11 protein-coding genes are annotated in these 13,410 nt (G+C 68.7%); 2 read left to right on the top strand and 9 right to left on the bottom strand.

The genetic code is table 11. The features are described from left to right. Positions 1–92 precede the first annotated feature (92 nt). A complete protein-coding gene (locus tag ACIGJI_RS04540) occupies positions 93–641 on the top strand; it encodes a helix-turn-helix domain-containing protein (RefSeq protein ID WP_187663649.1) in 549 nt (182 codons plus the stop codon). 3 nt (positions 642–644) lie between these two features. On the opposite strand, the gene ACIGJI_RS04545 is transcribed toward ACIGJI_RS04540, so the two are convergent. The 4 genes from ACIGJI_RS04545 to typA form a co-directional block, all read right to left on the bottom strand. Further along, entirely contained in the window at positions 645–2,270 is a 1,626-nt protein-coding gene (locus ACIGJI_RS04545; protein WP_363445844.1) for an MFS transporter, read from the bottom strand. Beyond that, complete coding sequence (gene glsA / locus ACIGJI_RS04550; protein WP_363445842.1) at positions 2,267–3,313, bottom strand: glutaminase A; 1,047 nt, start codon at positions 3,311–3,313, stop codon at positions 2,267–2,269. The genes ACIGJI_RS04545 and glsA overlap by 4 nt, the downstream gene beginning before the upstream one ends. Positions 3,314–3,420: 107 nt before the next feature. Then, a complete protein-coding gene (locus ACIGJI_RS04555; RefSeq protein ID WP_363445840.1) occupies positions 3,421–4,305 on the bottom strand; it encodes a phospholipase in 885 nt (294 codons plus the stop codon). 186 nt (positions 4,306–4,491) lie between these two features. Further along, entirely contained in the window at positions 4,492–6,405 is a 1,914-nt protein-coding gene (typA, locus tag ACIGJI_RS04560) for a translational GTPase TypA (protein WP_187663645.1), read from the bottom strand. A gap of 101 nt (positions 6,406–6,506) precedes the next feature. Between typA and ACIGJI_RS04565 the strand changes: the two genes are divergently transcribed. Continuing rightward, entirely contained in the window at positions 6,507–7,340 is an 834-nt protein-coding gene (locus ACIGJI_RS04565) for a CPBP family intramembrane glutamic endopeptidase (protein ID WP_396667012.1), read from the top strand. A gap of 7 nt (positions 7,341–7,347) precedes the next feature. On the opposite strand, the gene ACIGJI_RS04570 is transcribed toward ACIGJI_RS04565, so the two are convergent. From ACIGJI_RS04570 to ACIGJI_RS04590, 5 genes are all read right to left on the bottom strand, one after another. Then, positions 7,348–7,914 carry a PH domain-containing protein gene (locus ACIGJI_RS04570; protein WP_187663643.1) on the bottom strand — a complete coding sequence of 189 codons (567 nt, stop codon included), beginning with the start codon at positions 7,912–7,914 and terminating at the stop codon, positions 7,348–7,350. 1 nt (position 7,915) lies between these two features. Next, positions 7,916–9,589 carry an ABC transporter ATP-binding protein gene (locus ACIGJI_RS04575; RefSeq protein ID WP_363445838.1) on the bottom strand — a complete coding sequence of 558 codons (1,674 nt, stop codon included), beginning with the start codon at positions 9,587–9,589 and terminating at the stop codon, positions 7,916–7,918. Beyond that, positions 9,586–10,527, bottom strand: coding sequence for an ABC transporter permease (locus ACIGJI_RS04580; RefSeq protein WP_187663641.1), 942 nt, complete (start codon positions 10,525–10,527; stop codon positions 9,586–9,588). The genes ACIGJI_RS04575 and ACIGJI_RS04580 overlap by 4 nt, the downstream gene beginning before the upstream one ends. Continuing rightward, positions 10,520–11,446, bottom strand: coding sequence for an ABC transporter permease (locus tag ACIGJI_RS04585; RefSeq protein WP_187663640.1), 927 nt, complete (start codon positions 11,444–11,446; stop codon positions 10,520–10,522). Before ACIGJI_RS04585 ends, ACIGJI_RS04580 begins: the two co-directional genes overlap by 8 nt. 102 nt (positions 11,447–11,548) lie before the next feature. Next, positions 11,549–13,198: an ABC transporter substrate-binding protein gene (locus ACIGJI_RS04590; protein WP_187663639.1), complete on the bottom strand. Its 1,650-nt coding sequence runs from the start codon at positions 13,196–13,198 to the stop codon at positions 11,549–11,551. Positions 13,199–13,410: the final 212 nt, after the last annotated feature.

Raw genomic sequence — 13,410 nt, forward strand, 5'->3', positions numbered from 1 at the left:
ACCGCGACGTTCGCTTCACTGAACACACGATCATCATTCTGAACATGGCGATCCGTATAGTCAAGCGAACGATCGTTTGCCATGATGAACGCATGGAGGATCTCCGCACCCGCATCGCCCGCACGCTCCGCCGCGAGCGCGAGGCCGCGAACCTGTCCGTCTCCGAACTCGCCCGACGGGCCGGGATCTCGAAGGCCACGGTCTCGCAGCTCGAGAGCGGTGCCGGCAATCCGAGCGTGGAGACGCTGTGGGCGCTGGGCGTCGCGCTCGGCGTGCCCTTCGCGGTGCTCGTCGACCAGCAGGCCAACGCCCCGACCCTCATCCGCGCCGACGACCTCGCGGGCGTGCCGTCCTCCGCCGCGGCTTACAGCGCCACCCTGCTCTCCGCGAGCCCTCCGGGTGCCCGGAGAGACGTCTACCTGATCCAGGCGGAGCCCGGCGACCCCCGCCGGTCCGACCCCCACCACGCGGGCACGGTCGAGCACGTGATCCTCATCGCCGGGCAGGCACGGGTCGGTCCCCCCGACGATGCCGTGGTGCTGAACCCCGGCGACTATCTGACCTATGCCGGCGACGTCGCGCACGTCTTCGAGGCGGTCGAGCCCGGCACGAGCGCCGTCCTCATCTCCGAGCTGCGCTGAGGTTCACTCCCCTGGGCCCGTCGGCGACGGGTCGGGGATCTCGTGCGGTCGGTACTGCGGCAGGCGCGACGCGGGCAGGATCGCGAGCGCGCTCACCGCGGCGAGGATCAGAAGGCCGAGCTTGAGCGTGCGCAGCCGCGACTCCTCGTTCACGGCGACCGCGGCGTCGACCTGTTCCGGCGTCGCGTCCGTGGTCTCCAGCACCGCACGCAGCTCGTCGTTGCTGATGAAGTTCACCTCGTTCAGATCGACCTGCGACACCAGCGACGGCGGCAGCTCGGGATGCTCCACGACCGCGCGGCCGACGTTGAGCGCGAGCAGGGACACCAGCAGCGCCCCGGCGAGCGCGGTCCCCACGGCGGAGGCCAGGTTCTGCGTGGTGCCGCGCAGCGACCCGACGTCGCCGGCGAGCTCGGGCGGCGCCGCCGTCACCAGCACGTTGAACACCAGGGTGACGAGGGCGCCCTGGCCGATGCCGAACACGACGAGCCCGGCGATGGTCGGCACCGTCTCCCAGTTGTTCGTCACCACGACCGACAGCCAGACGAGCGCCGCCGTGGTGAGGATGAACCCGAACACGCCGATCGTCCGCGGCGGGTATCGCCTGTAGAAGCGCACGACGAGCGTCGCCGTGATGAACACCGTGAGGTTGAACGGCATCATCGCCAGGGCCGTATCGAACGGCGTGCGTCCCTGGACGATCTGGATGTACAGCGGCACCGTGAAGTTCACGCAGGCCTCGAGGGCGACGACGATGAACATGGCGTACACCGCGGCGCGCTCTCGCGACGAGCCCAGCACGGTCAGGTCGATCAGCGGCACCTTCCCCTCGGCCATCCGCCGCCGGGTCCACAGGAAGAACCCCTGGCCCAGGATGATGCCCAGGACGATGAAGATCGGGGCGGGCGAGAGTCCGAGGACGGAGAACGGCGCGGACGGCGCCGCCGCGAGTGCTCCCCAGCTGTTCAGGTTGTTGAACCCGAGGGTGAGCAGCACGATCGCCGCGCCGATGAGGAGGGCGGCGACGAGATCGATGCGGATCGCCGCGTCCCCGCGGTCGCCGCGCAGCGTGAAGCTCAGGGCGAAGACCGCCACGGCGATCGCCAGCACGATGACGAACAGCGGACGCCACCCGACGAGGGTGCCGAGCGTCCCTCCGATGAGGAAGGCGCTGACGCCGGAGATCGCGCGTGCCGAGCCGATCGCTCCGATCGCGGTGGCCTGCTGCGGTCCCCGGTAGTTCTCGGCGATCAGGGCCACGATCGAGGGGACGATGATCGCGGCGGCCGCACCCGCGACAGCCTGCCCGGCGATGGCCCACCAGACGGTCGGGGCGAGGAGCATCATCACGGCGGACCCGGCGAAGAGCGCGACGACGACGCGGAAGATCAGCACCCAGCCGACGCGCTGCCCGAGTTTGGCACCGGTCATCACGAGCGCGGCCACGGCGAGGCCGTACATCACGATCGTCGTGCTCGCGATGGTCGGCGGCACGCCGAAGTCGGCCACCATGCCGCCGAGCGAGATCGGCAGCGCCGCGACATTGAAGGACATGAGCACCTGCGCGAGGAACAGGCTGACCATCGGCAGCCAGGACGTCTTCGCGGGTGCGGGGGCGGTGCGGGTCATGAGCGCTCTCCTTCCGACGACGAGGCGCCCGCCCCGCCGGCATGCTCACGCGCGGGCGCGGAGGCGAAGAGGTTCAGCCCGAGCGACCGCGACAGGTGTCCGATCGCCATCTGCGACCGGATCGAGTTGCCCGCCTCGTCCAGGCGGGGCGAGAACCCGGCGACGGCGCCCTTGCCAGGAGAGACCGCGACGAGGCCGCCGGCGACACCCGACTTGGCGGGCAGACCGATCTCGAACAGCCAGTCGCCCGACCGCTCGTACAGCCCGCTCGCCGCGACGACGGCCAGCGTGTCACGGCAGACGTCCGCGGAGACCACCCGCTCCCCCGTCACCGGGTTCACTCCGCCGTCGGCGAGCGTGGCCCCCATGACGGCGAGGTCGTGCGCGGTGACCGCCAGCGCACACTGCCGGGTGTAGACGTCGACGATCTCATCGGGGTCGCCGGCGAGCCGGCCGTAGCTGCGCAGCAACCAGCCCAGGGCCCGATTGCGCTCGTTCGACCCCGCCTCGGACGCGTAGACCTCGCCGTCCAGGCGCAGGGGGCGTCCGGCGAAGGCGGACAGCCCCTCGCGGACACGCTCCCACTGCTCCACCGCCGTGGCGCCCGGCATGAGCGCCGTGGTGGCGATCGCCCCGGCGTTGACCATCGGGTTTCGCGGATGCCCGTCGTTGAGCTCCAGCGCCACGACCGAGTTGAAGGCGAGCCCGGTGTTGTTCACACCCACGATCTCGCGGACCCGCTCGTGGCCGTGCTCCTGGATGGCCAGCGCATAGACGAACATCTTCGAGATCGACTGGATGGAGAACGGGTGCAGGGCGTCTCCGGCGTCGTGGATCCCGCCGCCCACCTCGATCACCGCGAGCCCGAAGAGCTCCGGATCGACCGCGGCGAGCACGGGGATGTAGTCCGCCACCTGGCCGGACACCTCGTCCGCGTACCGGGCGTGGGCCTCGCGGACGAGCTCGTCCACCCGCTCCCACCCGGGCAGCGTGCCCGTGGAGACCTCCTGAGGGACATCGAGCCAGACGGTGGGATCGAGCACCACTCCTCCTCGGAATCGCGACGCCCCCAGCCGTCTCCCTGACACGGTAGCGCCCGTGTCGGGTGACGGCTAGGGGCAGATCCTCCGCGAGGAGCCGGCTCTGCGGCTCAGTACCAGTTCATGGCCTGGGAGTGTCCCCAGGCGCTGCACGGAGTGCCGTAGGCGTCGGCGATGTACTTCAGGCCCCAGGCGATCTGGGTGGCGGCGTTCGTCTGCCAGTCGGCGCCCGCCGTGGCCATCTTGCTGCCGGGCAGCGCCTGCGGGATGCCGGTCGCTCCCCCGTCGTTGTTGTACGCCTTGTAATTCCAGCCGGACTCCTTGTTCCACAGCGAGTTCAGGCAGGAGAACTGGTCGCCACCCCAGCCGTAGCGGTCCGCCATCATCTGCTGCGCCGTGGCCCGAGCGCCGTCCGGGGTGTTCGCGGAGGCGAGCGCAGCCGCCGCAGCCGCCGCCTTCTCCTCGGCCGCGCGGGCCGCGTCGTCGTCCGCCTTCTTCTCCTGCGCGGCAGTGAAGGCCTTCTGGAGGTCAGCCGTGGCGGTCACGACCTTCTCGGTCTCCGCCTCGGCCTGCTCGGCCGTCACGGTGATCAGGACCAGCGGGAGCGTGGATCGGTCGGCGAGGGTCTCCAGGTCGTCTTCGAGCGCGGTGGTGTCGACGGGCGCCGCGGCGCTCACGTCGAGGCCCGACTCGGCGACCTCCGCGGTCAGGCTCTTCGCCGCGGCGACCGCGTCGGTTCCGTCCGAGACCGTCATGACGGCCTTGTCGGCGATGCGGGTGAGCGGCTCGGAGCCCAGGTTCTGGCTCGTGACGGCAGAGGCGGTGTCGGAGCGCTCGGCCCCGGCTGCCGGGGCGGAGGCGAGGCCGACGCTGAGGGTGATGCCGACGAGCGCGGCCGTGGCGGCACCGAGGGCGATCAGGGGTGTACGGGTGACAGTGGCGCGAGCGGCTGCCGCGTCGGAGGCGCGCCGAAGCGCACGGGTCTTCTGAAGCAAGGCTGTGACTTTCGGGTCGTCGTACGCCCTTTCAGGGGACTCATCGGGAGCTCGCCCCGGGCGCAAGTGAACGAGTCTGCGTCATCAACCTGAACGAAAACTAGCCCTCACCTGGGATTTTCATGAGAGAGGGCCCCACGCGGCCAGACGGCGGCGTGGGGCCCTCTCGAGAGGAGTGCGAGACGATCAGGCGTTCGCGTCCTGACGCTTGAGGCGCGATGCCTCGCGACCACGGACGGTCTGGTCGAGGATCACCTTGCGGATGCGGACGACCTCGGGCGTGACCTCGACGCATTCGTCGTCACGGGCGAACTCGAGGCTCTCCTCGAGGGTCAGCACGCGCGGGGGCGTCATCGACTCGAACGTGTCGGAGCTGGCCGCACGCATGTTGGTGAGCTTCTTCTCCTTGGTGATGTTCACGTCCATGTCGTCGGCGCGGGAGTTCTCGCCGATGACCATGCCCTCGTAGACCTCCTGCGTGGGCTGCACGAAGAACGACATGCGCTCCTGCAGGGCGATCATCGCGAACGGGGTGACGACACCCTGGCGGTCGGCGACGATCGAGCCGTTCTGGCGCGTCGTGATGGAACCGGCCCACGGCTCGTAGCCGTGCGAGATCGCGTTCGCGATGCCGGTGCCGCGGGTCGTGGTGAGGAACTCGCTGCGGAAGCCGATCAGACCGCGCGACGGGACGATGAACTCCATGCGCACCCAGCCGGTGCCGTGGTTGGTCATGTTCTCCATGCGGCCCTTGCGGTTCGCGAGGAGCTGCGTGATCGCGCCGAGGTGCTCCTCCGGCGTGTCGATGGTCAGGTGCTCGAACGGCTCATAGGTCTTGCCGTCGATCTTCTTGGTGACCACCTGCGGCTTGCCCACGGTGAGCTCGAAGCCCTCACGACGCATGTTCTCGACGAGGATGGCGAGGGCCAGCTCGCCGCGACCCTGCACCTCCCACGCATCCGGGCGCCCGATGTCGACGACCTTGAGCGAGACGTTTCCGATGAGCTCCTTGTCGAGACGGTCCTTGACCATGCGCGCCGTGAGCTTGTGCCCCTTGACCTTGCCCATGAGGGGCGAGGTGTTGGTGCCGATCGTCATCGAGATGGCGGGGTCGTCGACCGTGATCGCGGGAAGCGGGCGGACGTCCTCCGGGTCGGCGATGGTCTCGCCGATGGTGATGTTCTCGAAACCGGCGATCGCGACGATGTCGCCGGGGCCGGCCGACTCGGCCGGGTAGCGCTCGAGAGCGCGGGTCTTGAGCAGCTCGGTGACGCGCGCGTTGCTCGTGGTGCCGTCGGCACGCACCCAGGCCACCGTCTGGCCCTTCTTGAGCGTGCCGTTGAAGACGCGCAGCAGGGCGAGGCGGCCGAGGAACGGGCTGGAGTCGAGGTTCGTGACCCAGGCCTGCAGCGGAGCCTCGTCGTCGTACGCCGGAGCGGGGACGTGCTCGAGGATCGCTTCGAACAGGGGCTCGAGGTCGTCGTTGTCGGGCAGCGCTCCATCGGCGGGACGGTTCCGCGATGCAGCGCCGGCGCGACCGGAGGCGTAGACCACCGGCACGTCGAGCAGCGCGTCGACGTCGAGGTCCGGCACGTCGTCGACCAGGTCGGAGGCGAGGCCCAGCAGCAGGTCGTGCGCCTCCTCCTCGACCTCGGCGATCCGGGCGTCCGGACGGTCGGTCTTGTTGACCAGGAGGATGACGGGGAGCTTGGCCTCGAGCGCCTTGCGCAGCACGAAGCGGGTCTGCGGCAGCGGGCCCTCGCTCGCGTCGACGAGGAGCACGACGCCGTCGACCATCGACAGGCCGCGCTCGACCTCACCACCGAAGTCGGCGTGGCCGGGGGTGTCGATCACGTTGATCGTGATCTCCTTGCCGTCGGCGTGCTTGCCCTTGTAGGTGATCGCCGTGTTCTTGGCGAGGATCGTGATGCCCTTCTCGCGCTCCAGGTCGTTGGAGTCCATCGCGCGCTCCTCCACGTGCGAGTGGTCGCCGAAGGAGCCCGTCTGGCGGAGCATCGCGTCGACGAGCGTGGTCTTGCCGTGGTCGACGTGGGCGACGATTGCGACGTTGCGGAGGTCAGAGCGGAGGGCGTGCGCCATACAAGGGTCCTCAAAGAGTGTGGGGTTGCGCCGGGAAGCCGACGTTCCAGGATAACGTACGCGCGGATCGGGTTCCTGAACGCACGTCGTACCATCGTCCCGTGACCCTCCCCGACCCGACTCCCCCGGTCCCGCAGACGTCCTCGACCGCGCCGAGGCGGAGCGACGAGCCGCGCGAAGGCTCAGGGCGGCTGTGGTGGGAGACCGCCATCGTGCTGGCCCTGGGTCTCGGTCAGTCCGCGATCTACGCGATCGTGCAGCTCGCCTATCGACTCACGGACGACACGCCCCTCGCGGATCAGACGGCCACCCTCAACCCCTCCCGCAGCGACCGGGAGGTGTTCGACCTCATCTATCAAGGGCTGTCGATCGGCTTCGGGCTGGTGCCTGTGCTCCTCGTCTGCTTCCTGTTGTGGCAGCGCCGCCGCCCCCACCTCGAGCGGCTGGGACTCGACGGCACCCGGGTGGCGGGCGACATCGGCCGCGGCGCGCTCCTCGTCCTCGCGATCGGCGTGCCGGGACTGGCGCTCTACTTCGGCGGCCGGGCCCTCGGACTCTTCGTCGCCGTGAACCCCGCGGGCCTCGACGCCCATTGGTGGACCGTGCCGATCCTGCTGCTCGCCGCCGCGCGCGCGTCGCTGCAGGAGGAGTTCGTCGTGCTCGGGTACCTGTTCGCCCGCCTGCGGCAGCTGGGGTGGTCGCCATGGACGATCATCGTCTCGACCTCGGTGCTCCGCGCGACGTACCACCTCTATCAGGGACCCGGCGCCTTCATCGGCAACCTCGCGATGGGGCTGCTCTTCGGATGGCTCTACCACCGCACCGGTCGGCTACTGCCGTTCCTGGTGGCGCACTTCCTCATCGACGCGGCGGCCTTCGTCGGCTACCCCTGGGCCGCGGCCACCTGGCCCGCCCTGTTCGGTCTTCCCGGCTGAGGCCCGCTCAGCCGAGGTTGACGACGACGAGCGCCGCGACGGCCCACAACACGATCACCGCGAGGGCGATGAGGGCCGGGCCGTCCCAGCTGCGTCGGATCGGCGCGTCCGCCGTCGAGGGAGCCGCGGTCCACAGATCGCGGATGCCCGTGAGCACCCGGAGCGCGGACGGCACCTCCGGCTCGGCGTCCTCCTCGCGGGAGCGACGAGGCGGACGCGCCTTGGCCGGTCCGCCCCAGCAGCTCAGGGTACGGCCGTCGTCCAGCGTGAACTCGAGCTGCCACCGCATGTCGATGTCCTGCACGTGCGCCCAGCCGAAGGTCGTGCGACGCAGCAGGTTCTGCACCACGGCCCCCTCCTGATCCACGCGGACGAAGGAGACGAAGGCCGTCTCGTACACGATCCACAGGCCGAGCAGCAGCCAGGGCGCCACGAGCAGTGCCTGCACGATGCTGCCGTTGACGACGGTGTCGCCCAGCAGGAACAGCACGAGCAGGATGCTGAGCACGAAGACGACGGTGCCCGAGGGCGCACGGAAGGTCCGTGCGCCCTCGGGGTGTCCGGGAGACGCCACCTCAGAGGCCGCCGAGCGGGATCGACGCACCCGGGATCGCCTGCAGCAGACGATCCGTGTACTCCTCCTGCGGGTTCGCGAAGATCTCGTCGACCGTCCCCTGCTCGACCACCTTGCCCTTCTCCATGACGCAGACCAGGTCACTGGAGACCCGGACGACCGCGAGGTCGTGCGTGATGAAGAGGTAGGTGAGGTCGAGCTCGGACTGCAGGTCGGCGAGGAGCTTCAGGATCTGATCCTGCACGAGCACGTCGAGCGCCGACACCGCCTCGTCGAGGACGATGATGTCGGGCTTGAGTGCCAGCGCACGCGCGATCGCGACGCGCTGACGCTGTCCGCCGGAGAGCTCGTTCGGATAGCGCGTGGCCAGCGCCTGCGGCAGGGCGACCTGCTCCAGGAGCTCCTCCACACGGGCGCGATGCGAGGCCCGGGCGCCGACGCCGTGGATCTGCAGCGGCTCCGCGATGGTGTTGCCGATGTTCCGCAGCGGATCCAGGGACCCATAGGGGTCCTGGAACACCGGCTGCATGCGCCGGCGGAGTCCGAACGACTGCGCGTTCGACAGGTGGGACACGTCCTGCCCGTCGATCTCGATCGTCCCGCTCGTCGGCTCCTCCAGCTTGAGGACCATCTTCGCGACCGTGGACTTCCCCGAACCCGACTCGCCGACGAGGGCCAGCGTCTTTCCGCGCGGGATCTCGAACGACACGTCGTCCACCGCCCGGAACGCCTCGCTGCGGAAGTTGCCCTGCCGGATCTTGTAGTCCTTGGTCAGGCCGGCCACGCGGACCGTCGGCGGGATGTCGGCCAGGTCGTCGAGCGTCTCGATGCCCCGGTCCTCCACCACCGCCTGGATCCGCTGCGAGGCGACGCTGGGCGCTGCAGCGACCAGTCGCTTCGTGTACGGGTGCTGCGGGTTCTCCAGGATCTGCCGGCTGGGGCCCGCCTCGACGATGTTGCCGCCGTTCATGACGATGATCTTCTCGGCGCGTTCGGCCGCGAGTCCCAGGTCGTGCGTGATCAGCAGCACCGAGGTGCCCTTGTCGCGCGTGAGCGACGCCATGTGGTCGAGGATGACCCGCTGCACCGTCACGTCGAGAGCCGAGGTCGGCTCGTCGGCGATGAGGAGCTTCGGGTCGGCCGCGAGACCGATCCCGATCAGCGCCCGCTGGCGCATACCGCCGGAGAGCTGGTGCGGATACTGGTGCAGGCGACGCTCGGCATCCGCCAGCCCGGCCTGCTGCAGCACCTCGATCGTCCGCGCCTTCGCGGCGGCGCGCCCCTGGGCGACCCCGTTCGCGCGGACGGCCTCCTTCACCTGGAAGCCGATGCTCCACACGGGGTTCAGGCTCGACATCGGGTCCTGCGGGACGAAGCCGATGTCTCGACCGCGCACCGCCTCCATGTCGCGCCGGCTCAGCCCGGTCAGCGGGCGTCCCTCCAGCGTGATGGACCCGCCCGTGATCGTCCCCGTGCCCGGGAGCAGGTCGACGATGGCGGTCGCCGTGGTCGACTTGCCCGAGCCGGACTCGCCGACGATGGCCACGGTCTCACCGGGCATCACATCGAACGTGATCCCGTGCAGGACCTCGCGCATCCCGTCCTGCGTGCGGAACGCGACGGTGAGGTCGCGCACGCTCAGCAATGGGATCTGTGGGGTGGTGCGGTCGCTCATCGGCGAGCCCTCGCCTTCGGGTCGATGGCGTCTCGGATGAGCTCGCCGAGGCTCACGAAAGCGAGCACCGCGAGGGTGAGCGCGATCGACGGATAGATGAGGGACATCGGAGCGACGCGCAGAGCCGCCTGCGCCTGGCTGATGTCCTTGCCCCAGGAGACGACGGTGCCGTCGAGCCCGACGCCCAGGAACGACAGCGTCGCCTCGGCCACGATGGCGGCGGCGAGGCCGAGCGTCGACACGACCAGCAGCGGTGCGATCCCGTTGGGAACGACGTGGGTCACCAGCGTCTTGAACTGCGACAGCCCCAGGGCGCGCGATGCCATGACGAAGTCCGCCTGACGCACCCGCAGGATCTCGGCACGCACGACGCGCGCCGTCGAGGCCCAGGAGAACCCGCCGATGGCGAGCGCGAGCGTCCACACCGACCGGTAGTCCGACAGCACCGTCATCACGACGAGCGCGGCGAGGATGTACGGGATCGCGAAGAAGATGTCGCCCACGCGGGAGAGGAGGGCATCGAGCCAGCCGCCGTAGAAACCGGCGATCGCTCCCATGATCAGGCCGAGGACCGCGGAGATCACGGTCGCGATCAGTCCGACGGCGAGCGAGGTCTGCGCACCCCACACGACACGCGCGTAGATGTCGCATCCCTGGAAGTTGTAGCCGAGCGGATGACCCGCGGTGGGGCCCTCGTTGCTGTACGTCAGTTCGCACACGCGCGGATTGACCTGTGTGAACAGCGTCGGCCAGAACGACATCAGCACGAACACGGCGGCGAGGAACACGGCGAACCAGAACAGCGGACGACGGCGCAGGTCCCGCCAGGCGTCACGCCACAGGTTGCTGGGCTTCTCGCCGACGCGGACGGCGTCGACGGAGATCGTCTCGGTCTCGACCGGGGCGACGTAGTGCTTCTGCGTGGTGGGGTCAGACATAGCGGATCCTCGGGTCGAGCAGACCGTAGAGCAGGTCGATGACAAGGTTCACCAGCACGTACAGGATGACGAAGACCGTCACGAAGGAGACCACGGTCGGTCCCTCGCCCCGGATCGCCGCCTGATAGAGCGTGTTGCCGACACCGGGGATGTTGAAGATCCCCTCGGTCACGGTGGCCCCGACGAGAAGGACACCGAAGTTCGTGGCGGAGTTGGTGATGACCGGGATGAGGGAGTTGCGCAGCACGTGCACGGGGAGGACGCGTCGCCGCGAGAGCCCCTTGCTGTATGCCGTGCGCACCCAGTCCTGGTTGAGGGTGTCGATCACCGAGCTGCGCATCAGGCGCATGCTGACGGCGAACAGGCTGAACCCGAGGACGAGCGCGGGGAGCCACAGGCCGCCCCAGTCGTTGTCGGAGCCGACCGTGGGGCTGAACCAGCCCCACTGGATCGCCAGGAAGTACTGCGCAAGGAAGCACATCACGAAGATCGGGATGGCGAGGGCCACGAGCGCGACGAGCAGGGCCGTCGTGTCGAAGAGCTTCCCCTTGCGCAGCGCCGAGATGGTTCCGACGGAGATCGCGAGGGCGAACTCGATGCCGATCGCCATGATCGCGAGACGACCCGTGACCGGCAGGGTGTCGACGAGAACGTCGGAGACCGGCCGGCCGGAGAACGTCACGCCGAGATCACCTTGGAAGACACCGGTGATGTAGTACCAGTACTGCACCAGGAACGGATCGTTGAGGTGGTACTCCTCGCGGAGCGCGTTGACGAGGGCCTCGCTGGGCGTACGGTCGCCGAACAGCGCGAGGATCGGGTCTCCCGGCATCGCGAAGACGAGGAAGTAGATGAGCAGAGTGGCCCCGAAGAAGACGGGGATCACCTGGAGAAGACGTCTGAGGATATAGCTGAGCATCCGCTGTCGCTTTCGGGCGGTCGCGAACAGGCAGGACGGAAGCACCCGACGAGGCGGTGACGGAAGACCGTCACCGCCTCGCGGTTGCGAGCTCCGTCAGGCCTATTCGGCAGCCTTCGTGATCTCGTAGTACAGCGGCACCGAGTTCCAGCCGAAGGTGACGTTGTCCACCGTGTCGGCGTAGCCACCGGTCACGTTGGAGTACCACAGCGGGATCGCGGGGAGATCGTTGAAGAGGATCTCCTGCGCCTTGGTGAACTCCTCGACCTGAGCCGCGGTGTCGGTGTTGCTGATGCCGTCGGCGATCAGCTTGTCGAACTCGGGGTTCGAGTAGTCGCCGTCGTTCGAACCGGCGTTGGTCGCGTAGAGCGGGCCGAGGAAGTTGTACAGACCGGGGTAGTCGGCCTGCCAACCCGAGCGGGCGGCGGTCTTGATGCTGTTGTTGTTGATCTCCTCGCGGATGACCGAGAAGGTCGGGTACGGGTCACCCGAGGCCTCGATGCCCAGCGTGTTGGAGATCGCGTTGGTCACGGCCTCGACCCACTCCTGGTGGCCGCCGTCGGTGTTGTAGGCGATCTTGAACTCGCCCTCCCACGGGGAGATCGCGTCGGCCTCGGCCCACAGCTCCTTGGCCTTCTCCGGGTCGTACTTCAGGACCTCATTGCCCGAGATCGAGTCCGACCAGCCGTCGATGACCGGCGACGTGAAGTCGGAGGCCGTGGTGCGGGTGCCGAAGAAGATCTTGTCGGTGATCTGATCGCGGTCGAACGCCATCGAGATGGCCTGGCGGCGGAGGATACCCTCTTCGCCCGAGAAGTGCGGCAGGAACTGCCCGATCGTGAACGACTGGAACACGGCGGACGGCTGGTTCACAGCGCGGTCGCCGAGGTCATCCTGGAACGTGGGCAGCGAGACGGCGGGGATGACGTCGATGACGTCGACCTTGTTGCCCTGCAGGTCCGCGTAGGCCGCATCCTGGGTCGCGTAGAACTTGATCGTGAGACCGCCGTTCTTCGCCTGGCGCCCGCCCTCGTAGTCGTCGTTGCGGACCAGGTCGATCTGCACGTCGTGCTGCCAGGCGCCCTCGCCGTCGAGCTTGTACGGACCGTTGCCGATCGGGTTCTCCCCGAAGGCGTCCATGTCCTCGAACGCCGCGTCAGGCAGCGGGTAGTACGCCGAGTAGCCGAGGCGCAGCGCGAAGTCGGCGGCCGGCTTGTTCAGGGTGATCTTGAAGGTGTAGTCGTCCACCTGCTCGAGGCCGGTCAGGTCGCCCTGCGCGCCGTACACCTCTTCGGTGTTCTGGAAGCCCTCGATGTCCTCGAAGAAGTAGTTCGAGAGGTGCGCGTTCTCCGCCTGGGCGCCGTAGTTCCACGCCTTGATGAAGTTGTCGGCCGTGACCTCTTCGCCGTCGGAGAAGGTCTGCCCCTCCTTCAGCGTCACCGTGAGGTGCTGCGGGTCTTCGGTCACGATCTCCTCGGCCATGTCGTTGACCGGCTTGCCCTCGGCGTCGTAGTAGACGAGCCCGGCGAAGATCTCGTCGAGGATCTTGCCGCCGCCGACCTCGTTGGTGTTGGTCGGGATGAGCGGGTTCTCGGGCTCGGAGCCGTTCGTGGTGATGATGGCATCCGGGTCGGCCTTCGCCCCGCTGCCGTCGTCTCCCGAGTTGCCGCCGCCGCTCGCGCAGCCGGCGAGAGTCAGGGCGCCGATCACGAACAGTGCGCTGCCCGCGAGGGCGATCTTGTTGCGCTTCACTTTTGTCCTCCTGTGGACGTGGGAATTCTGCGCGGCTCATCATCGAGCGCGCAGGGATACCTGAGCGTAACCCGGGGGTCGCGCGTCCAGGACGTTCGGCTAACGAACTGTTACTGAGTGGTGACCATCTGTCACATGACGGAAACATGGCGTAACGCGAACGGCGCCGCGCCGCCGGGAGGCGGGCGCGACGCCGTTCGTCGTGCGGGTCC

The organism is Microbacterium sp. NPDC064978 (assembly GCF_044543605.1).
GTDB lineage: Bacteria > Actinomycetota > Actinomycetes > Actinomycetales > Microbacteriaceae > Microbacterium > Microbacterium meiriae.